The following is a 19,581-nucleotide window of genomic DNA, read 5'->3' as shown; positions in this document are numbered from 1 at the left end:
TTCGACAACGAGATCGACATGGCGGGGTTGGAGAAGACCCCGGGTGTGACCAAGCAGGAGATCAAGCCGCAGGTGCACGAGTACACCTTCGATGACGGGCACTCGATCATCGTGCTGTCGGAGGGTCGTCTGTTGAACCTGGGCAACGCCACCGGCCACCCGAGCTTCGTGATGTCGAACAGCTTCACCAATCAGACGATCGCGCAGATCGAGCTGTTCACCAAGCCCGGTGAGTACGGCAAGGACGTCTACGTGTTGCCGAAGCACTTGGATGAGAAGGTCGCTCGTCTGCACCTGGACGCGCTGGGTGTGAAGCTGACCAAGCTGACCAAGGAACAGGCCGCCTACATCGGCGTCGACGTCGAGGGCCCCTACAAGCCCGAGCACTACCGCTACTGAGCAACCAGCCGTGAGTCTCCCGGTCTCCCACCACTCCCGGGAGGCTCACGGCTGGCCGTGTCCCGCGCAGGCGTAGCGGTGGAAGGTCATGCCGCCGTCAAAACTCCTGTGCTCGACGAGGTTCAGCGGCACCCGGGCCTTCGACGGGAAGATCCGGGTGCCGCCGCCCACCAGCACCGGCGCGGTGTAGATGTCGACCTCATCCACCAGGCCCGCGTCCAGCGCTTGGCCGCCCAGCACCGCGCCACCGATCAGCAGGTCCTCCGCGCAGGACTCCTTGAGGCGCCGGACCGCATCCGGGTCGAACTCCCGCATCAACCTGGTTCGCGTCGTGGAGACACCGGCCAGGGTCCGCGAGAAGACGACCTTCTCCGCCTTGCGCCACAGGTGCGCGAAGTCCTCCATCAGCGGGCCCTCCGCGGTGAAATCGCCTGTCTCCCAAGCGATCATCTCCTCGTACATGCGTCGCCCGTAGAGGTAGGTGCCCGCGTCGCGTTCCCGGTCGATGATGAACGCGAACACCTCGTCGCTGGGGACGGCCCAGTCGTAGCGCCCATCGGCGTCGTTCAGGTAGCCGTCGAGCGAACCGATCGCGGAGTAGATCAGCTTCGCCATGCGCACCTCCTCGTGCAGCCCGGTGGCCCATCGTGCCCGAACCGGACCCCGATGTGCACCCGGCAGCCGAGTTCGTCTAATCCAGCAGCAGTTCCTCGGGCTCCCGGCGATGTGTTTCCGGGGTGGGGGAACCGTAGCCGAAGCGCAGCACCGCCTGCGGATGCAGCGAGCCGCCGAGCATGCGGCGCAGTTCCTCGCGGGTTTCAGGGACCTCCGGCACTTGCGAGAGCACCGAGGAGGACAACCCGTGGGCGCACGCGGTCAGCAGCACTCGTTGCAGGGCCTGACCGGCCCGCACGTCGTCGGTGCGGCTGTCGTGCAGCGAGCACAGCACGGCCAGCAGCGGCTCCCGCTCGAAGTCCTTGCCGGCAACCCTCGCGGGAGCCTGCCCGGCTGAGAAGTCCCGCACCACCCACAGGTCCTGGGGCTCCGGCAGAGGCCCGGAGGCGACGGTGGGAACCCCTTCGCTGGTATCGCGGTCCCGGCCCGTCCAGTGGTCCATCTCGGCGCGGAAGCGCTCGTCGTCCATCTGCACGCGGTGCGCCTGGTGCACCAGTTCCCCGAAGGGGTCGAGCTCGGTCCGGACGAGCACGTGCAGCCGTCCCTGCTCCCGTTGGGCGGCGCTGACCAGCGCGTGCCGGTCCGCGATCGGGACGGGGGTCTCCTGGAACGGTCGGCGGTTGTTGCGGCGCCGCGGAATCGCCTCGTACAGCGCTCGTTCGGCGGGGACCTGGGCGGTGCGACCACCGCTGCGGACCTCGGCCAGCGCGGTCGGTGGTGCGAGTGGGGAAGGCGGGTCGACCACCGGGCGGATTCCGGCGTGTTCGAGCGCCAACCGCAGGTTGAGCAGAGCGGCGCCGCAGGCCAGGCGCAGCTCGCGGTCGTCGGGATCGGCGGCGGGCAACCGTCGCTGCGGGTCGGCGTGGACCTCGATGACGTGTTCGGAGAGCCGGAAACGCCACGGCTGCCGGTTGTGCAGCGACGGAGCGCGCCCGGCGCAGCGAATCACGTCCCGGGTCTGCTCGGACGACAAGCCCAGCGCCGTCGGAAAGGAAGTCATCGCCCGCCCCTCGACGATTGCCGAACAATCCGAGTCTCGCAGAGGCTCGGCTAGTGCGCTGGGTGCGGCGTGTGCGCGGTCGAGCCGCGCACGAGCAGTTCGCTGGGGAAGCAGTCCCTGCGGGCCGGGAGGTCGCGGTCGCCGATGCGCTCCAGCAGCCGCGAGACCGCCGCGCGCGCCATCTCCGCGATCGGTTGGCGGACCGTGGTGATGTCGTAGGAGTCCCAGGCGGTCAGCGCGATGTCGTCGTAGCCGATCACCCACACGTCCTCCGGGACCCTGCGGCTCAGCGACACCGCGCCGTCCACGGCTCCCAGCGCGGTCAGGTCGTTGGCGCAGAACACCGCGGTCGGCGGGTCGGCCCGGCCCAGCAGGTCGCGCATCGCCGAGCGGGCGACGTCGTGCGCGAAACCGCCTGGCGCGCTGAGGTCTTCGGACAACGGGTGGCCGAGCTCGGCGAGGCGTTCGCGGAAGCCGTGCTCGCGGTGCCGGGCGGTGCTCGGCAGTTCGGGACCGCGCAGGAAGCCGATGCGGGTGTGACCGGTGGCCACCAGGTAGTCGGCGACGGCGCGCCCGCCCGCGACGTTGTCGGTGGTGACCTGGTCGCAGTCGAGCTCGTCGAGCCCGCGGTGCAGCAGCACGATCGGCTCGGCGCGAGCCACCGCGTCGCCCAGCTGCGGCGTCGCCTCGGTCACGGTGGTGAAGATCAGTCCGTCCACCGTTCCCTCGTCGAGGGATTCCAGGGCGCCCGAGCCGTCCGGGCCGTTCCACAGCACCATGCGCTGACCGGCCGCGTCGAGAGCCTCGGCGACGGCTTCGAGCAGCTGCGGGTAGAAGGGGTTGGTGATGTCGGCGACGACGACGCCGACGGTCGCGGTGCGGCGGGTGCGCATCGTGCGCGCGGCGGCGTGCGGCCGGTAGCCGGCCTCCCGCATCGCCGCCAGCACGCGTTCCCGGGTCTGCGGGGCGACCTTGCCGTTGTCCTGGAGGACGCGGGACACGGTCATCTGCGACACGCCTGCCAGCCGTGCCACGTCCCGGCTGGTGACCACCGGGCACCTCCTTCGCATTCTGCATCGAGGAAGGCCATCCTACGGGGTTTACGTAAACATCCGCGCGCTCTATCGTCTGTGTGTACGTAAACATCCTGGGAGGGATTCATGACGTTCGCGCTGAAGCGGGCCGAGCAGACCTCGGCCGCGACCACGACCTCGCTGCCCGACGTGCAGGAGAAGGTCGCCGCGATCATCGCCGACATCCGCGCGCGCGGTGACGAGGCGGTGCGGGAGCACTCGGCCCGCTTCGACAAGTGGGAGCCGGAGGCGTTCCGCCTCTCGCAGGCGCAGATCAGCGAGATCATGGCCAGGGTGCCCGAGCAGGTCATCGCCGACATCGAGTTCGTCCAGGAGCAGGTGCGCGGTTTCGCCCAGAAGCAGCTGGAATCGATGCGGGAGATCGAGGTCGAGACGCTGCCGGGCGTGCACCTGGGGCACAAGCACATCCCGGTCGCGGCCGCCGGCGCCTACGTGCCGGGCGGGCGCTACCCGCTGCTGGCCTCGGCGCACATGACGATCCTCACCGCCAAGGCCGCCGGCGTGCCGCGCGTCATCGCCTGCACCCCGCCGATCCGCGGCGAGGTCCCCGACGCGACGGTCGCCGCGATGCACCTGGCCGGTGCCGACGAGATCTACCTGCTCGGCGGGGTGCAGGCCGTGGTCAGCATGGCGCTCGGCACCGAGACCATCGAACCGGTGGACATGCTCGCCGGACCGGGCAACGCCTTCGTCGCCGAGGCCAAGCGGCAGCTCTTCGGTGAGATCGGCATCGACCTGTTCGCCGGTCCGACGGAGGTGCTCGTCGTCGCCGACGACAGCGCCGACCCGTTCGTCGTCGCCGTCGACCTGCTCAGCCAGGCCGAGCACGGACCCGATTCGCCCGCGGTGCTGATCACCACCTCGGAATCGCTGGGGCGGAAGGTCATCGAGCACATCGACGCGCTGCTGCCGGAGATGCCCACGCGCGACAACGCCGAACCCGCCTGGCGCGACCACGGCGAGGTGCACGTGGTCGCCGACCTCGACGAGGCCTACCGGATGGCCGACACCTACGCCAGCGAGCACGTGCAGATCCTCACCGAACAGCCCCGCGAAGCCCTGGACAAGATGCGCAACTACGGCGCGCTGTTCCTGGGGGAGGGGACCTGCGTGTCCTACGGCGACAAGGTGATCGGCACCAACCACGTGCTCCCGACGCGAGGCGCCGCCCGCTACACCGGTGGTCTGTGGGTCGGCAAGTACCTCAAGACCGTCACCTACCAGGAGGTCACCGACCCGGCGGCCAGCGCGCACCTCGGCGAGGTCTGCGGCCGCGCGGCGCGGGTCGAGCTCTTCGAGGGCCACGCCCGCTCCGGAGACGTCCGAGCCGCCAAGCACGGAACGGCCGACCTCCCCTGGGCGCCGAACGCCCTGGCACGTCCCTGAACGCAGAAAACGAAAGGCACACCGACCATGTCGGTCGACGCAACGACGCGTGCCCCGAACCGGTCCGCGTCGCGCACGCTCGTCTCCAGCACCATCGGCAGCATCATCGAGTGGTACGACTTCACCATCTACGGCACCGCTGCCGCGCTGATCTTCAACCGGCTGTTCTTCACCGATCTCTCCCCGGCGGCCGGGACGCTGGCGGCCTTCGGCACCTTCGCCGCGGGTTTCATCGCCCGGCCCCTGGGAGGCTTCGTCGCCGGCCACTACGGCGACAAGCTCGGGCGCAAGGCGACGCTGGTGATGACGCTGACGCTCATGGGTGGCGCCACGACCCTCATCGGTCTGCTGCCCACCTACCAGCAGATCGGCATCGCGGCGCCCGCCCTTCTGGTGCTGCTGCGGTTGGTGCAGGGGTTCGCCGTCGGCGGCGAGTGGGGCGGCGCGGTGCTGATGGCCGTCGAGCACGCCCCGGACGATCGCCGAGGCCGCTACGGCGCCTGGCCGCAAACCGGCGTCTCGGCCGGTCTGCTGCTGGGCACCGGAGCGTTCAGCATCGTCTCGATGCTGCCCGAGCAGCAGCTGGCCGCGTGGGGATGGCGGATCCCGTTCCTGCTCAGCGTCGTGCTGGCGGTGGTTGGGCTCTACATCCGCTTCCGCATCAGCGAACCCGAGTCCTTCACCGAGGCCCGGCCCGCGAAGCGACCTCTGGTGGAGGTGCTGCGCACCCATCCCCGCGAGATCCTGATCGCGGTGGGCGTGCGCTTCGCCGAAGGCGGCAACTACTACGTGTTCACGGTGTTCATCCTGACCTACATCACCGAGCACCTGGGATTGCCCAAGCAGGCGGGCCTGACCGGGGTGATGCTGGCCGCGGCGATCAACATCGTCGCCCTGCCGCTGTGGGGCGCGCTGTCGGACCGGATCGGCCGCAAGCCGGTGTTCATCGCCGGAGCGGTGTTCATGGCGCTGTACGCGTGGCCGTTCTTCTGGCTGGTCGACACCCGTTCGCCGGTGCTGATCGCGGTGGCCCTGGTGATCGCCCTGGCCGTTCCGCACGCCGCGGTGTTCGCGCCGATCGCGGCCTTCTACGCTGGGCGGCTTCACGCCGCTGCTGGCCACCAGCCTCATCCTCTGGTCCGGCGGGAAGTCCTGGAGCGTGGCCGTCCTGGTGGCGGCCGGGGCGCTCATCGCCGCTGTCGCGATGAGAACGGCCCCGGAAACCCACCGGAAGCCCCTCGCAGAACAGGCTTCCTGACCGGCCCGACCCGGGGGTGACGTCGGCGGATCGTCACCCCCGGGTTCGGGTGCTAGGAGTCGTTGAGGAATTGCGTTGCGTGGCGGCCCGGTGGCAGAAACCCCGAAGGGGAAAGCGCAGCGACTCCACCGCGTTCTTGGACAGCGCCTAAAAGCCTCATGAAGATTTCCGCCGATTTTCGGATCGCGCGGTTACCTCGGTCGGATCAACGCGAATGGGCTGGCTCGGGCCTTGATCTGTCGGCTGGGTTTGGGCAAGCTTGAGCCCGCACAACGGGCGGTCGGGGGCCTGGCGGGACGAGCCGGGTATGCGTCCGAGAGGAATGATGCGGACGCCCTGTGGAGGCCCGAGTAATGCTCACCCCTGATGACGTGCGGAATGTCGTCTTCGGCCGGGCTTGGCGCAAGGAACGCGGATACGACGAGGCCGAGGTCGACCACTTCCTCGGACGGGTCGAGGCGACGCTGCGCGGCAAGCGGGCGGTGACCGCTCGTGACGTGCTGACCGCCGAGTTCAGCCCGCGCAGGCGCGGCGGCCGCGCCTACAAGAAGGCCCAGGTCGACGAGTTCCTGGACAAGGTCGCGCTGACGCTGATGAAGCTCGAAGTGCGCGCCGACGAGCGTCGCAAGTCCCGCCCGGCGGAGGAACCCGAACCCGCGCGCAAGCCCGCCGAGAACCGCGAGAAGCCCGCTGAGGTGTTGGCGCCGAAGCGGCCCGCGCGCGAACCGGCCCCGGTGGCCGAAGCCGCCGCCGCGACGCCGTCCGAGCAGTTCCGCGGTCTGCAACCGGCGACGTCGCAGAGCTCCGCGCTGGACAAGGCCGAGGTCGACGCCTTCATGGACCGGGTTCAGGCCACCTTGCGGGGCATCGACCACCTCACGCCCAACGACGTGCTCAACGCCCAGTTCAACCCGCCCGCTCCGGGGATGCCGGGCTACGACGAGGCGGGCGTGCTGGCGTTCCTGGTGATGGTGTCCTCCAGCATCCGCAACATCAACCGCAACACCAGCACCAACATGAGCGCGGTGACGGACACGGGCACCAACCCGCACCCGGTGACCGCGACGGGCACGAACATGCGGCCGGTCGCGACCGGCACCAACATGCGGCCGGTGACCGCCACCGGCACGAGCATGCGCCCGGTGAGCACCGGGACGAATCTGCCGCCGGTCACCGGCACGGGCACCAACCTGCCCCCGATCGCCGCGCAGACCGGCGCGTTCCCGGGGCACGTCGGGGACAACCGGCCGTCCCGGCAGCGGATGATCCCCGGACGCCGCCGTCCGCCGAGGCGCTGAAACCACCGGTGCGCGACCCCTCGGTCCGGTAGCGTTACCCGCCGTGAACGGCGATCGCGCGAACAAGCTGCGGCGGCACTGGGACAAGTCCGCGCCCTCGTACGACGGCGTGATGGCCCGCTTCGACCGCTACCTGGCGGGCGACAGCAGGCAGTGGGTCTGCTCCCGGGTTCGCGGTGAAGTGCTGGAAGTCGCCATCGGGACCGGTCTGAACCTGCCGCTGTACCCGGCAGGCACGCCGCTGACCGGGATCGAGTGGAGCCCCGCGATGCTGCAGCTGGCTCGGCGACGTCGCGCCGCGCTCGGCCTCGACGTCGAGCTGCGGGAGGGTGACGCGCGTTCGTTGCAGTTCCCCGACGGCGCGTTCGACACCGTGGTGTGCACGTTCTCGCTGTGCGCCATCCCCGACCACGAGCAGGCGATCGCCGAGATGCACCGGGTCTTGCGGCCCGGCGGGCGACTGCTGCTCGCCGATCACGTGGTGAGCACCGGGTGGCCGGTCCGGCTGATCCAGCGCGCTGCCGAGGTCGTGACGGTGCCGACGGGCGGCGAGCACTTCCGCCGCCGCCCCTCGCGGCACCTGCGCGCCGCGGGCTTCGAGGTGCAGGAGTCCGAGCGCTTCAAGCTCGGCCTCATCGAGCGCCTCGTCGCGGCCAAGCGCGCCTGAGTCAGCTCGACGCGATCGTCTTGATCACCGCGTCCTGGAAGGCGGTCAGGTCATCGGGATTGCGGCTGGTGATCAGGTTGCCGTCGACGACGACCTGCTGGTCGGTGACCTCGCCTCCCGCGTTGCGGATGTCGGTGCGGATGCTGGGGAACGACGTCAGCTGCCGCCCCTTCACCACATCGGCCTCGACCAGCGTCCACGGGCCGTGGCAGATGGCGCCCACGGGTTTGCCCGCGTTGACGAAGTCGCGCACGAACGACACCGCGGTCCCGTCGCGACGAAGCTGATCGGGGTTGATGGTGCCGCCCGGCAGCACGAGCGCGTCGTAGTCGCGCACCGAGACCCGGGCGACCTCGCGGTCGACCGGGAAGCGGTCGCCCTTGTCGATGTCGCCGTTCATCGCCTGGATCTCCCCGGCGTGCGGCGACACCACCTCGACCTGCCCGCCCGCGCGTTCGATCGCGTCGCGCGGGCCCACCAGCTCGACCTGCTCCACGCCGTCGGTGGCCAGGATCGCGACCTTGCGGCCGCTGAGTTCGTCAGCCATGGTTGAACCTCCGTTCACGGGTGCCGTTCGGTGAGGTACCCGCGAGCGGAGGTTTCCCAAACGCGTCCACTGGGGACCGTGTCAGTCGTCGATCTCGGCCTTCCAGGCCGTCTTCTGCTCATCGGTGGCGAAGCAGGCGTCGAACGAGTTGCGCGCCAGCGTCTTCAGCTGCTCGTCGGTGAGGCCGAGCTCGCTGCGCAAGGCGGCGAAGTTGTCGTCGACGTAGCCGCCGAAGTACGCGGGGTCGTCGCTGTTGACGCAGGCCAGCAGGCCCGCGTCGAGCATCGCCGGAAGCACGTGGTCGGAGAGCTTGTCGACGGTCCGCAAGGCCACATTGGACAGCGGGCAGACCGTCAGCGGGATCTGCTCGTCGCGCAGCCGGGCCACCAGCTCGGGGTCCTCCATGGCGCGGATTCCGTGGTCGATCCGCTCGACGCCGAGGACGTCCAGGGCGTCGCGCACGTAGTCCGGCCCGCCCTCCTCGCCGGCGTGGGCGACGCGGTGCAGGCCCTCGGCCGCCGCGCGCCGGTAGACCTCGGCGAAGGGCGCCGGCGGGTGCCCGACCTCGGCGGAGTCCAGGCCCACGCCGATGAAGCGCTCCCGGTAGGGCAGCGCCAGCCGCAGCGTCTCGGCCGCGGCCTCGGGTCCCAGGTCGCGCAGGAAGCACAGGATGAGGTCGGTGGACACCCGGGAGTCGCGCAGCGCTCCGGTGATGCCCTCGAACACCGCGCCGATCGGCACGTCGTTGGCCAGGTGCACCTGCGGGTCGAAGAAGATCTCCGCCCGCCGCACCCCGGCACGTTCCGCGCGCGCCAGGTAGGCGCTGGTCAGGTCGTAGAAGTCCTGGTCGGTGCGCAGCACCGGCAGGTTCGCGTAGTACAGGTCCAGGAACGACTGCAGATCGCTGAAGTCGTACTTCGCCCGGAGCTCGTCGAGATCGCTGGTCGGCAGCGCGAGCCCGTTGCGCTGGGCCAGCTCGACCAGCATCTCCGGTTCGAGCGTCCCCTCGATGTGAATGTGCAGTTCCGCAGTCGGCAACATGTGAATTCCTCCCCGGAACAAACCTACCGGGGCACCTCGCCGTCCAGCGGTGCGGCCGGGGGAGCGGGTTCACCGACGATCTCGGTGCAGGTCAGCCCGTCGGAGGCGGCCGGTGTTCCGGTGAGGTCGCGCGCCTCCTGCTGGGCGAGGGCGCTGCAGGGCACGAACTGGCCGTCCACCAGCAGCGGGCGGCGGATCTCGCCGAGCGCGCCGTAGGCCAGCACGCCGGCGGCGGGACCGGTGTCGAGCTCGACCCGCTCGGGGCCGTGCAGCCGCACCAGCCGGTAGCGCTCGCCGCGGCCCTCGCACTCGTCGAGGACCCGCCGCTGCTCGGCGGTGGCCAGCCAGACCGCGTGGTGCTCGACGACCCCGGGAGAGGAGACCAGCACGGCCGGCCGCTGGCCGTCACGAGCGCGCACCCCGGAGGCCCACACCGCGGACAGGCCCGTGCAGGTGGCGCTGAGGACCACGACCGGGCCCCGGAGGCCGAGCTCGGAACGCAGCCAGGTGATCTTGCTCGGGCAGACGTTGGAGCCGTAGGCCAGCACCGGCCACCGGGCCGACAGCGGCTCGGCACCCGCACCGGTCAGGAACTCGTCGAGGCAGCCCGCGCCCACCCGCCAGCCCGAGGGCAGCGAGGCGTCAGGTGTCAGGCGCCATCCGGTTCCGTCCAGGTGCAGGTAGGAGTGGGCGGGACGCGCACCGGGGTAGGGGTCGGCGGGGAACTCCTCGTCGCGGAACGTCGCGGCGCCCAAGGTGTTGACCACGGTCACCGCTCCAACATGCCCACCTCGGACGGGTCCGCGCAAGCCGATCGGGCGTCTAGGGTGCCGGGCACGCTGCCGTTCGTCGAGGAGGACGAAGATGGTCGAGACAGTGCGCGGACAGGTTCCGGCCGATCAGCTGGGCACGGTGCTCATGCACGAGCACGTCTTCGTGCTGAACGAGGAGATCCGCCGCAACTACCCCGAGTTCTGGGACGAGGAGGAGCGGGTCGCCGACGCGATCAAGCGCCTGCGCGAGCTGGCCTCGCGCGGGGTGGACACCATCGTCGACCCGACCGTGATCGGGCTCGGCCGCGACGTCGAGCGCGTCGCCCGCATCAACGCCGAGGTCGACCTCAACATCATCGCCGCCACCGGCCTCTACACCTACGACTCGGTGCCGTTCTTCTTCCGCCTGCACGGCCCAGGCACGCTGCTCGGCGGCGACGAGGTGATGGTGCGGATGTTCGTCAAGGACATCACCGAGGGCATCGCGGAGACCGGGATCAAGGCCGCGTTCCTCAAGTGCGCCATCGAGGAGGAGCTCACGCCGGGCGTGGAGCGCGTGCTCAACGCCGTCGCCGAGGCGCACGTGAGGACCGGTGCGCCGATCACCGTGCACACCAGCCCCGCCCACCGCACCGGCCTCGTCGCCCAGGAGGTGTTGCGGCGCAACGGAGTCGACCTCGGCAGGGTCGTGATCGGGCACAGCGGCGACACCACCGACACCGACTACCTGCAGCAGCTCATCGACAACGGTTCCTACATCGGCATGGACCGCTTCGGGCTGGACGTCCTGCTGCCCACCGACGAGCGCGTGGCCACCATCGCCGAGCTCGCGCGCGGCGGACTGGCCGATCGGATGGTGCTGGCCCACGACGCGTCCTGCCACATCGACTGGTTCCCGTCAGGGGTGGTCGAGCAGGCCCTGCCGAACTGGCACTACACGCACATCCACGACGTGGTGCTCCCGGCGCTGCGCGAAGCGGGCGTCACCGAGCAGCAGCTGACGACGATGCTGGTGGACAACCCGCGCCGCTACTTCGGCTGAGCCCGCGGGCGTTTACAAAGCGGATGCCCTGACCTACTTTCGGATCGAGATCGTTCCGCAAGGGGGGCAGATGAGCAGTCGCAGTGACCTGCCTGCGCACCGGAGGGCCGCGATCGCCGGTCTCGGCATGACCGAGATGGGCAAGGTCTACGGTCGCACCGCGCAGCAGTTCGCCGCCGAGGCGGTTCGCCGGGCCGTGGCCGACGCGGGGCTGCGGCTCGGCGATGTCGACGGCCTGCTGGTCTCGGCGGGACTGGCCGGCGGTGTCGACCTGAGCCTGCAGGACGACCTGGGGCTGGTGGACCTGCGGCTGCTCAGCCAGATGCAGTCGTTCGGGTCCACCGCAGGCGCGATGGTCCAGCACGCGGCGATGGCCGTCGAGGCGGGCATGGCCGACACCGTGGTCTGCGTGTTCGCCGACGCCCCGCTGCGCGAGGGGACCTCGACCGGCGCGGCGTACGCGGCCGACCGGTACTCGCCGAAGGGTTGGGGCGGGATGGTCGCCAGCAGCGGGTTCACCGGCCCCAACTCGTTCTACGCGCTGGCCGCGCGACGGCACATGCAGGCCTGCGGCACCACCAGCAAGCAGCTCGGCGAGATCGCCGTGGCGCAGCGCGAGTGGGCCGCGATGAACCCGCTGGCCCGGTTCCGCGAGCCGATGGACATCGCCGACCACCAGGAGTCCCGGCTGGTCGCCGAGCCCTTCCACCTCCTGGACTGCTGCCTGGTGTCCAACGGCGGCATCGCGGTCGTCGTCACCCGCGGCGATCGCGCTGCCTCGCTGGCCCAGCCCCCGGTGTCGGTGCTGGGCTGGGCCCAGGCCCACCCCGGCGGCTCGCTGCGCCGCGATGACGACCTGGGGCTCGTCAGCGGCGCGGCCCAGGCGGGCCCGCAGGCGCTGCGGATGGCCGGGGTGTCGCTGGCCGACATCGACATCGCCGAGCTCTACGACTGCTACACCTTCACGGTCCTGCTGACCCTGGAGGACTACGGCTTCTGCGCCAAGGGCGAGGGCGGCGAGTTCGTCTCCACCCCCGGCGTGCTCGGTCCCGGCGGCTCGCTGCCGGTCAACACCGGCGGCGGGCAGCTGTCGTCCTACTACATGTGGGGCATGACGCCGCTGTCCGAGGCGATCATCCAGGCCCGCGGTCAGGCGGGCGCCCGCCAGGTCCCCGACCACGAGCTGGTGCTGGTGTCCGGCAACGGCGGCATCTTCTCCCACCACAGCACGCTGGTGCTGTCCGCCTGAAAGAGGTTCCATGGCCCTCGTCCCGGTCGCCAGAGACCACGCCAGCGCGGAGTTCTTCGACGGAACCCGCATCGGTGAACTCCGCCTTCCCCGCAGCCGCGACACCGGCGAGTACCTGAGCCCCCACACCCCGATCGCCCCGGACGACGACGTCGAGCAGGTCGCGGCGAGCGGAACCGGCCGGGTGGTGTCCTGGAGCGCGGTGCACCACAAGCTGCCCGACGGCGGCACGTTCCGGCTCGTGGTCGGCATCGTCGAGCTCGACGAAGGCCCGTGGTGGTGGACCCGGCTCGACGGGGTCGACCCCGACGCCGACCTCAGCGACCTGCGGGTCGAGGTCGCCTTCGAACCCTCGGGCCCGGAACCGGAGCACGAGGTCATCCCGTACTTCCGCCCGGAGAGAGGTTGACGGTTCCCACGCCGATGTCGCGCGATGGTCCGTTCGCGGGAAATCCGGTGCGGTTCCACTATGTCCACAATGGACAACCTGACCCGATCGCGCGTTGCGCCGTGCGGATGACTACCGTGCGGGCAAGGAGTGCTGGGGAGGCGCGTTGTGATCGGGATCGAGGACGTCGAAGCCGCTGCGGGTGTCATCGAAGGGCACGTGGTGCGCACGCCGACGGTGACCAGTCCGGGGCTGTCCGAGCTGCTCGGCGCACCGGTGACCGCGAAGCTGGAGCTGTTGCAGCGCACCGGGTCGTTCAAGGCTCGCGGTGCGGTGGCCAAGCTGCTGTCGCTGACCGAGGCCGAGCGCGCGGCCGGTGTGGTCGCGGTCAGCGGCGGCAATCACGGCATCGGCCTGGCGGTGATGGCCGGTGCCCTGCACGTCAAGGCGACCGTGGTGATGCCGCGCTCGGCGCCCGAGCGTGCCGTGGAGGTGGCCGAGTCCGCCGGGGCCACGGTCCGCCTGGCCGACGACATGGCCGGGGCGTTCGCGCTCACCGACCAGCTCCGGGCCGAGGGCAGCACGCTGGTGCACCCCTTCGACGATCCCGCGGTGATCGCCGCCCAGGGAACGGTCGGGCTGGAATTCGCAGAGGACGCGGGTGAACTCACCGACGTCCTGGTCAGCATCGGCGGCGGCGGTCTGATCTCGGGCGTGGCGACCGCGCTGCGCGCGAAGCGCCCCGGCGTGCGGATCTGGGGCGTGGAAACCGAAGGGGCCGAGGCGATGTCGGCCGCGCTGGCGGTCGGTGGCCCGGTGGCCGTCGAGCTGTCCTCGATCGTGTCGACCCTCAGCGCCCCGGCCGTCTCCGAACTGACCTACCAGCACGTTCGCGAGATGGTCGAAGACGTGCTGGTGGTGCCCGATTCCGAAGCGGTGCAGGGCGTTCTGGACCTCGCCGGGCACGCGAAGCTGTGGGCTGAACCGGCCGCCGGCTGCCTGCTCCCGGCCGCACGCCGGATCATCGCCGAGCGCGAGGACGTCAAGCTCGGCCTCGTCGTCTGCGGCGGCAACGCCACCCCGGCCGACGTCATGGCCTGGGCCGACCGCTTCCGGGGCTGAACGCGCAGCGCCCAGCCCCGGTGCCGGTCACTCCGAGCGGTGGATCACGCGCGCCGAGGTCTGGTCGCGGGCCAGCAGCAGGATCTGGTCGACGTTGACGTGCGGGGGACGGGTCGCCACCCACGAGACGGTCTCGGCGACGTCCTCCGCGGTGAGCGGGTTGGTGCCCTGGTAGACGGCGTCGGCCTTCTCCTGGTCGCCGCGGAAGCGGACCAGGCTGAAGTCCGTCTGGACCAGGCCGGGGTCGATCTCGCACACCCGGATCGGCTGGCCGAACATCTCCAGCCGCAGCACGCGGGTCAGCGCCGCGACCGCGTGCTTGGCCGCGTTGTAGCCGCCGCCGGTGGCGTAGGGCTCGCGGCCCGCGACCGATCCGATGTTGATGACCTGCCCGTCACCGGACTCCAGCAACTTCGGCAGCAGCGCGCGGGTCACCCGCAGGGTGCCCATCACGTTGGTCTCGTACATCCACTGCCAGTCCTCGTCCTTGGCGTCCAGGATGGTCTCGGAGCCGACCGCGCCGCCCGCGTTGTTCACCAGCAGGTCGCAACGCTCGACGGCGTCGGTGAACGCGTCGACCGAGGACTGGTCGGTGACGTCGAGCTCCAGCGCCCGGGCCCCGATCGAGTCGGCGACCTCCTGCAACCGGTCCAGCCGGCGCGCGCCGAGCACCACATCGAAGCCGGCCTCGGCCAGGGCCTTGGCGCTGGCGGCGCCGATCCCGCTGCTGGCCCCGGTGACCACCGCTACCGGCGTTGGCTTGCCCATCGAAACTCCTCCTCGAACCTCAGCCGTCAGCGCTCAACCTAACCGGCCGAGGAAGATCGGGTCGCTCGTGGTGACCGCGCGGGGACGAGATCACGACCCCGGGCTGTCGGGATCGTGCTTCGGGCGGGCGCGGAGGTGGGCTCGTTCGCCCTGCTTGCCGAACAGGCTCAGGAACTCCACGGCCTGGTCGTCGGCGGCGCCGAACCAGTGCGGAACGCGGGTGTCGAACTCGGCGGCCTCACCGGGGGAGAGCACCAGGTCGTGCTCGCCGAGCACCATGCGCAGACGCCCGTTGAGGACGTAGAGCCACTCGTAGCCCTCGTGGGTCTGCGGAGCGGGCTCGTTGCGGCCGCTCCCGGCCGGGAGGATCAGCTTGTACGCCTGGATGCCGCCCGCGCGCCGGGTCAGCGGCAGCATCGTCAGGTCGCCCCGCTTGACCGGCCGCATGTGCACCCGCGGGTCGCCGGTGGGTGGGGCGTCGACGAGCTCGTCGAGCGTGACCCCGTGCGCCTTGGCCAGCGGCAGCAGCAGTTCGAGGGTCGGTTTCCGCGAGCCGGACTCGAGTCTCGACAGGGTGCTCACCGAGATCCCGGTGGCGTTCGAGAGGTCCGCGAGGGTGGTTTCCCGCTGCCGTCTCAGCGCCCGCAACCTCGGCCCGACGGCGTCCAGCGCTTGCCCGAATTCCGCGTCCACCCCTCCACCTTGCCACTGCGGCAACCGGGATTGCCACCATGCTCACCCGGGCGCACGAGCGCTCAGCCGTTGTTGCGGTAGATCTCGTCGTAGCGGGAGGCCCGCTGGGCGCGGGCTTCGGCGTGGGCGGCTTCGCGCGTCGCCCGGCCGGTGCCGATGGGGTAGCCGTGCTTGTGCAGCCGGTACTCGCAGGTGTGCTCCATGTAGGACAGCGAGTACCACAGCGCGAGGATGACTCCGCCGAGCACCGCCATCGCCCGGATCCACAGCGGGCCCGGGAGCAGCAGGAACAGCAGGCCGGGGGAGATCTGGACGAGGCTGCGCGCGGTGTGCCGCAGCACCCAGGTCCGACAGGTCACGTCGTGGAGCACCCATGCGCGGTGCCGTGCGGGCAGGCGGCCGCCGAAGGCGTACCAGACCCACCGCAGCGGATTCGGTCGCACCAGGCGGGCTTCGGGGTGTTGGCTCACACCCGATATTTAGCACACTAACTATTAGCGCGTAGCGGAAGGTGAGTAAGCTGACCCCGTGCAGACTCCCGACCTGGGCGAGGACCCCCTCGCCCTCGACCGCCAGGTGTGCTTCGCGCTGTCGGTCGCTTCCCGCAACGTCATCTCGCTCTACCGGCCGCTGCTGGCGCCGATGAACCTCACGCACCCGCAGTACCTGGTGATGCTGGCGCTGTGGGAACGCTCGCCGCGCTCGGTCACCGATCTCTGCGACGTCCTGCACGCCGACGCGGCTACGCTGTCGCCGCTGCTCAAACGCCTGGAATCAGTGGGCTACGTGCTGCGCACCCGCAGCCGCAGCGATGAGCGCAGGCTGGAGGTCGCGCTCACCGAGGAAGGCGCGCGGCTGCGCGCCGAAGCCGAGAAGATCCCCTACGAGATCGTCGAGACCCTGGGCGTGGAGCTCTCCGAGCTCGAAGAGCTCCACGAGGCGCTGACCAAGGTCATCTCGGCCAGCCGCCGAGCCCTGGACGCCCGGTGACCACCGCCCGAGCAGTTCAGCGTGGTGCCGGACAGGATCGGGTAGGCGCCGGTGACGGTGGCCGCCGCGTCGAAGCGCAGCGCGCTGACACCACCGGTGCCCAGCGGGAGCTCGGAGTTGGAGACGTAGATCGAGCCGTCGCCGTCGGCGAAGCAGGGCGTCGCCGTCCGGTGCGCGGTGGGAATGCGTTGTGCTCGAGTACCGCGACGGTAGAGCGGCGCGCGTGGACTGATCATCGCGAAAAGGACGAACAGTGCGCGTAGCGCGCGGTGACCGGTGGTACCGCTGTGCCGTCCACGGAGGAGTGAAACGCGAGATGACGTGCTCTGATCGGGAGTTCCGCTAAGCGAACGGGAAAACCGGCAACCGGCGTTCGAGGAACGCGCCGACGCCCTAAGCGGTCTCGCCGGTCTTCACCGCGACCTCGTGCCAGTGCTCGGCCCGCTCGGTCAGCGGCGCGCCGCGTCCGGCCAGGTCCACCAGCTCCTTGGCCGCGCGCACGCTCAGCTGGGAGCGTGCCGCGATGGTCCCGGCCAGCTCGGCCACCCGCTCCGCCGGATCGGCGACGACCTCGTCGACCAGTCGCATGGCCAGGGCGCGCGGCGCGTTGAAGAAGTCCGCGGAGAACAGCAGCAACTTCGCCGCCGACGGACCGACCAGCTCGGTCAGCCGCGCGATGCTCGAAGGCGGGTACACCACGCCGAGCTTGGCCGGGGTGATGCCGAAAACGGCGGACTCGGCGGCGATGCGCAGATCGCAGGCCGCCGCCAGCTGGCAGCCGCCACCGATGCACAGGCCGTTGACCAGCGCGATCGTCGGCAGCGGGCACTCCAGCAGAGCCCGTTCCGCCGGTTCGGTGGCGCTGCCTTCCGGGCCCTCGATCTCGTGCAGCTCGGAGATGTCCGCACCGGCGCAGAACGCGTCTCCGGCGCCGGTGAGGACCACGACCCGGACCTCGGGGTCGGCGGTGGCCTCGGCGAGCAGTTCGGGCAGCCGTCGCCACATGGCGGCGTTCATCGCGTTGCGCTTGCCGGCGTTGTCGATCGTGATCTGGGCCACTTTCTGATCGACTTCCAGCCGCAGTTCCCCGTTGCTCATGCCGCCTCCGCGCCGTTGCCGCCTGCTGCCCGGCGGATCGTATCCGCAGATCGTCACCGGTGACCCAGGGTCGTGTCCGGGGTAACGGCAGTGCGGTCCTCACCTGATCGGGATCGCCCGCGGCTCGGGTCTAGCCTGACCGTCGGCCGTGCGAAGAACGTGAAAACCAGTGAGGATCTCCGGAGATGTTCACGCGGAAGGATGGCGCACAGGATGGATGAGGAGACCCGCAGCAGGTTGGCGGAGATGCGCTCGCTGGCGGAGGAGCTGCACCCGGAGACGATCGAGGCCGAGATCGGGCGTGCCCGGGTGGAGGCCTACCAGGCGGGGATCAAGTTCGCCGCGGACTTCATCGAGCACGGTCCCAAGGAACGCAGCCGGCCCGACACCGACATACCGATGCCGCGACGGTAGTGCCGAGGTCCGCACCGCCACTGGGTTCGCCTCGCCGATGTGACCGCGGGTAGAGTGCCTGACCTGCGGTTCGGGTACGGGGTGAAGGTGGGGAGCGGCAGATGGTCACGGGCAAGGTCGTCCGGTTCGACGAGGTGCGCGGATACGGGTTCGTGGCACCCGACGGCGGTGGCGAGGACGTCTTCATCCACGTCAACGACCTGACCTTCGACAAGCGGCTGGTCGCCCCCGGTGTGGTCGTCGAGTTCGACCCCGAGGACAGCGACCGGGGCCCCAAGGCCTCCAACGTCCACATCCTGCGCCAGTCGGCCCCTCCCGGCGAGCAGCCGCCGGAGGAGGAGCTCTTCGACGTGCTCTCGGCGAAGGAGTTCCACGAGACCGTCACCGAAGCGTTGCTGACCTCCGCGCCGACGATGACCGCAGAGCAGATCCTGCAGGTCCGCCAGAAGCTCACCCAGATCGCCGTCCGCCACGGCTGGGTCGACGCCTGATCCGCTCGGCGCGGTGAGCATCCCGCGAGCGGCATCGCTGATCGCCCGACTTGACCGAACCAGACGGTCCGGCCCGACGGGCGGTCATGGCCGCTTCGGCGCAACCTGGGACGGACCCGTCCTGGTCGAGCCGGAGGTGGTCGGCGGTGCGAGCGGTACGCGTGCACGAGTACGAGCAGAAGCCTGTCGTCGAATCGGTCCCGGATCCCGAGGTCACCGGCCCCTGGGACGTGCTGGTGGAGATCAACGCGGCCGGGGTGTGCCGGACCGACCTGCACATCATCGAAGGCCAGTGGAAGGACAAGAGCGGCGTCGCGCTGCCCTACGTCATCGGCCACGAGAACGCCGGAACGGTCCGCGAGGTCGGCTCCGCCGTCAGCAACACCGCTCCCGGTGACCGCGTCATCCTGCACCCGCTGGTGACCTGCGGGCTCTGCCGGGCCTGCCGCTCCGGCGACGACGTGCACTGCGAGAACTCCAGCTTCCCGGGCATCAACGCCGACGGCGGCATGGCCGAGCTGATGCTGACCAACGCCCGCTCGGTGGTGCGCCTCGACGACGGCCTGGCGCCCGCCGACGTCGCCGCGCTGGCCGATGCCGGGCTCACGGCCTACCACGCGGTGCGCAAGGCCGTGCCGCTGCTGCACGCGGGCACCCACGTGATCCTCATCGGCGCGGGCGGCCTCGGCCACATCGGTCTGCAGTCGTTGCTGGCCATGACGCCCGCCGAGATCACCGTCATCGACCGCTCGCAGGAGGCGCTGGACCTCGCGACGCAGCTCGGTGCCCACCACTCGGTGCTCGCCGACGGCTCGCACGTGGACACCGCGCTGGAGATCACCGCAGGCAAGGGTGCCCACGTGGTGCTCGACTTCGTCGGTGAAGGCGGTACCGAAGCCGAAGGCGTGGCGATGACCAGGCAGGCGGGCTCGTACTTCGTCATCGGCTACGGCGGGCGGGTCGACATCCCGACCATCGACGTGATCTCCCGCGAGATCAACGTGATCGGCAACCTCGTCGGCTCCTACAACGACCTCGACGAGCTGATGGCGCTGACCGCGCGAGGCCAGGTCTCGCTGCGCACCCGCGAGTACGGGCTGGACGAGGCGCTCGGCGCGCTCGCCGATCTCGACGCAGGCCGCATTCCCGGCGGTCGAGCGATTCTCGTGCCATAGGAAGGAACCGGAC

24 protein-coding genes are annotated in these 19,581 nt (G+C 70.4%); 13 read left to right on the top strand and 11 right to left on the bottom strand.

Annotation, left to right across the window (positions count from 1 at the left end):
* On the top strand, positions 1–399 hold a 399-nt coding region (locus tag AB0J91_RS13395), incomplete at its 5' end, for an adenosylhomocysteinase (protein ID WP_363867780.1).
* Between the two features lie 45 nt (positions 400–444).
* Here the strand turns inward: AB0J91_RS13395 and AB0J91_RS13390 are convergent.
* From AB0J91_RS13390 to AB0J91_RS13380, 3 genes are all read right to left on the bottom strand, one after another.
* Positions 445–1,014, bottom strand: a complete 570-nt coding sequence (locus AB0J91_RS13390; protein WP_363867778.1) for a dihydrofolate reductase family protein — start codon at positions 1,012–1,014, stop codon at positions 445–447.
* 76 nt (positions 1,015–1,090) lie between these two features.
* Complete coding sequence (locus AB0J91_RS13385; RefSeq protein ID WP_363867776.1) at positions 1,091–2,074, bottom strand: nitroreductase family protein; 984 nt, start codon at positions 2,072–2,074, stop codon at positions 1,091–1,093.
* A gap of 50 nt (positions 2,075–2,124) precedes the next feature.
* Positions 2,125–3,126, bottom strand: a complete 1,002-nt coding sequence (locus AB0J91_RS13380) for a LacI family DNA-binding transcriptional regulator (protein WP_363867774.1) — start codon at positions 3,124–3,126, stop codon at positions 2,125–2,127.
* 108 nt (positions 3,127–3,234) lie between these two features.
* On the opposite strand from AB0J91_RS13380, the gene hisD reads away from it, so the two are divergent.
* The 4 genes from hisD to AB0J91_RS13360 all read left to right on the top strand — a co-directional run bounded on the left by hisD (position 3,235) and on the right by AB0J91_RS13360 (position 7,777).
* Positions 3,235–4,554, top strand: coding sequence for a histidinol dehydrogenase (hisD, locus tag AB0J91_RS13375; protein ID WP_363867772.1), 1,320 nt, complete (start codon positions 3,235–3,237; stop codon positions 4,552–4,554).
* A gap of 27 nt (positions 4,555–4,581) precedes the next feature.
* Positions 4,582–5,832 (top strand): MFS transporter, encoded by a 1,251-nt coding sequence (locus AB0J91_RS13370; protein ID WP_363867770.1) that lies wholly within the window; start codon positions 4,582–4,584, stop codon positions 5,830–5,832.
* 333 nt (positions 5,833–6,165) lie between these two features.
* Positions 6,166–7,110, top strand: a complete 945-nt coding sequence (locus AB0J91_RS13365) for a DivIVA domain-containing protein (RefSeq protein ID WP_363867768.1) — start codon at positions 6,166–6,168, stop codon at positions 7,108–7,110.
* 43 nt (positions 7,111–7,153) lie between these two features.
* Positions 7,154–7,777 (top strand): class I SAM-dependent methyltransferase, encoded by a 624-nt coding sequence (locus tag AB0J91_RS13360; RefSeq protein WP_363867766.1) that lies wholly within the window; start codon positions 7,154–7,156, stop codon positions 7,775–7,777.
* 1 nt (position 7,778) lies between these two features.
* Here the strand turns inward: AB0J91_RS13360 and AB0J91_RS13355 are convergent, their stop codons facing one another.
* The 3 genes from AB0J91_RS13355 to AB0J91_RS13345 form a co-directional block, all read right to left on the bottom strand.
* Positions 7,779–8,324, bottom strand: coding sequence for a type 1 glutamine amidotransferase domain-containing protein (locus AB0J91_RS13355; protein WP_363788865.1), 546 nt, complete (start codon positions 8,322–8,324; stop codon positions 7,779–7,781).
* An 81-nt stretch (positions 8,325–8,405) separates the two neighbouring features.
* The gene (locus tag AB0J91_RS13350) at positions 8,406–9,365 is read right to left on the bottom strand and encodes an adenosine deaminase (RefSeq protein WP_363867764.1); all 960 of its coding nucleotides are present in this window, start codon (positions 9,363–9,365) and stop codon (positions 8,406–8,408) included.
* A gap of 23 nt (positions 9,366–9,388) precedes the next feature.
* A complete protein-coding gene (locus tag AB0J91_RS13345; RefSeq protein ID WP_363867762.1) occupies positions 9,389–10,138 on the bottom strand; it encodes a gamma-glutamylcyclotransferase in 750 nt (249 codons plus the stop codon).
* Positions 10,139–10,229: 91 nt separating this feature from the next.
* Here AB0J91_RS13345 and AB0J91_RS13340 point away from each other — a divergent pair, with 91 nt between their 5' ends.
* The 4 genes from AB0J91_RS13340 to AB0J91_RS13325 all read left to right on the top strand — a co-directional run bounded on the left by AB0J91_RS13340 (position 10,230) and on the right by AB0J91_RS13325 (position 13,939).
* Entirely contained in the window at positions 10,230–11,180 is a 951-nt protein-coding gene (locus tag AB0J91_RS13340; RefSeq protein WP_363867759.1) for a phosphotriesterase-related protein, read from the top strand.
* A 70-nt stretch (positions 11,181–11,250) separates the two neighbouring features.
* Complete coding sequence (locus AB0J91_RS13335) at positions 11,251–12,429, top strand: thiolase family protein (RefSeq protein ID WP_363867756.1); 1,179 nt, start codon at positions 11,251–11,253, stop codon at positions 12,427–12,429.
* Positions 12,430–12,439: 10 nt separating this feature from the next.
* Positions 12,440–12,838: an OB-fold domain-containing protein gene (locus AB0J91_RS13330; RefSeq protein WP_363867754.1), complete on the top strand. Its 399-nt coding sequence runs from the start codon at positions 12,440–12,442 to the stop codon at positions 12,836–12,838.
* Between the two features lie 147 nt (positions 12,839–12,985).
* Positions 12,986–13,939, top strand: coding sequence for a threonine/serine dehydratase (locus AB0J91_RS13325; protein WP_363867751.1), 954 nt, complete (start codon positions 12,986–12,988; stop codon positions 13,937–13,939).
* A gap of 27 nt (positions 13,940–13,966) precedes the next feature.
* Here AB0J91_RS13325 and AB0J91_RS13320 read toward each other — a convergent pair whose 3' ends face one another.
* The 3 genes from AB0J91_RS13320 to AB0J91_RS13310 form a co-directional block, all read right to left on the bottom strand.
* Positions 13,967–14,707 carry an SDR family NAD(P)-dependent oxidoreductase gene (locus AB0J91_RS13320; protein WP_363867748.1) on the bottom strand — a complete coding sequence of 247 codons (741 nt, stop codon included), beginning with the start codon at positions 14,705–14,707 and terminating at the stop codon, positions 13,967–13,969.
* 90 nt (positions 14,708–14,797) lie between these two features.
* Positions 14,798–15,400, bottom strand: a complete 603-nt coding sequence (locus tag AB0J91_RS13315; protein ID WP_363867745.1) for an XRE family transcriptional regulator — start codon at positions 15,398–15,400, stop codon at positions 14,798–14,800.
* 62 nt (positions 15,401–15,462) lie between these two features.
* The gene (locus AB0J91_RS13310; RefSeq protein WP_363867742.1) at positions 15,463–15,870 is read right to left on the bottom strand and encodes a DUF5313 family protein; all 408 of its coding nucleotides are present in this window, start codon (positions 15,868–15,870) and stop codon (positions 15,463–15,465) included.
* Between the two features lie 58 nt (positions 15,871–15,928).
* On the opposite strand from AB0J91_RS13310, the gene AB0J91_RS13305 reads away from it, so the two are divergent.
* Positions 15,929–16,390: a MarR family transcriptional regulator gene (locus AB0J91_RS13305; protein WP_363867740.1), complete on the top strand. Its 462-nt coding sequence runs from the start codon at positions 15,929–15,931 to the stop codon at positions 16,388–16,390.
* Here AB0J91_RS13305 and AB0J91_RS13300 read toward each other — a convergent pair.
* Both AB0J91_RS13300 and AB0J91_RS13295 read right to left on the bottom strand, forming a co-directional pair.
* Positions 16,282–16,626, bottom strand: coding sequence for a hypothetical protein (locus tag AB0J91_RS13300; RefSeq protein WP_363867737.1), 345 nt, complete (start codon positions 16,624–16,626; stop codon positions 16,282–16,284). The genes AB0J91_RS13305 and AB0J91_RS13300 overlap by 109 nt on opposite strands.
* 157 nt (positions 16,627–16,783) lie before the next feature.
* Complete coding sequence (locus AB0J91_RS13295; RefSeq protein ID WP_363867734.1) at positions 16,784–17,488, bottom strand: enoyl-CoA hydratase/isomerase family protein; 705 nt, start codon at positions 17,486–17,488, stop codon at positions 16,784–16,786.
* A gap of 213 nt (positions 17,489–17,701) precedes the next feature.
* Here AB0J91_RS13295 and AB0J91_RS13290 point away from each other — a divergent pair, with 213 nt between their 5' ends.
* The 3 genes from AB0J91_RS13290 to AB0J91_RS13280 all read left to right on the top strand — a co-directional run bounded on the left by AB0J91_RS13290 (position 17,702) and on the right by AB0J91_RS13280 (position 19,568).
* Positions 17,702–17,902 carry a hypothetical protein gene (locus tag AB0J91_RS13290; RefSeq protein WP_132679479.1) on the top strand — a complete coding sequence of 67 codons (201 nt, stop codon included), beginning with the start codon at positions 17,702–17,704 and terminating at the stop codon, positions 17,900–17,902.
* A 101-nt stretch (positions 17,903–18,003) separates the two neighbouring features.
* Positions 18,004–18,393, top strand: a complete 390-nt coding sequence (locus AB0J91_RS13285) for a cold shock domain-containing protein (protein WP_363867731.1) — start codon at positions 18,004–18,006, stop codon at positions 18,391–18,393.
* A gap of 146 nt (positions 18,394–18,539) precedes the next feature.
* Positions 18,540–19,568 carry an NAD(P)-dependent alcohol dehydrogenase gene (locus tag AB0J91_RS13280; RefSeq protein WP_363867728.1) on the top strand — a complete coding sequence of 343 codons (1,029 nt, stop codon included), beginning with the start codon at positions 18,540–18,542 and terminating at the stop codon, positions 19,566–19,568.
* Positions 19,569–19,581 lie beyond the last annotated feature (13 nt).

Origin of the sequence: Saccharopolyspora sp. NPDC049357 (genome assembly GCF_040677225.1) — a bacterium.
In the GTDB taxonomy this organism is placed as follows: Bacteria; Actinomycetota; Actinomycetes; order Mycobacteriales; family Pseudonocardiaceae; genus Saccharopolyspora.
The sequence above is the reverse complement of the archived record's forward strand: the minus strand, read 5'-3'. Positions and strand labels throughout refer to the sequence as shown.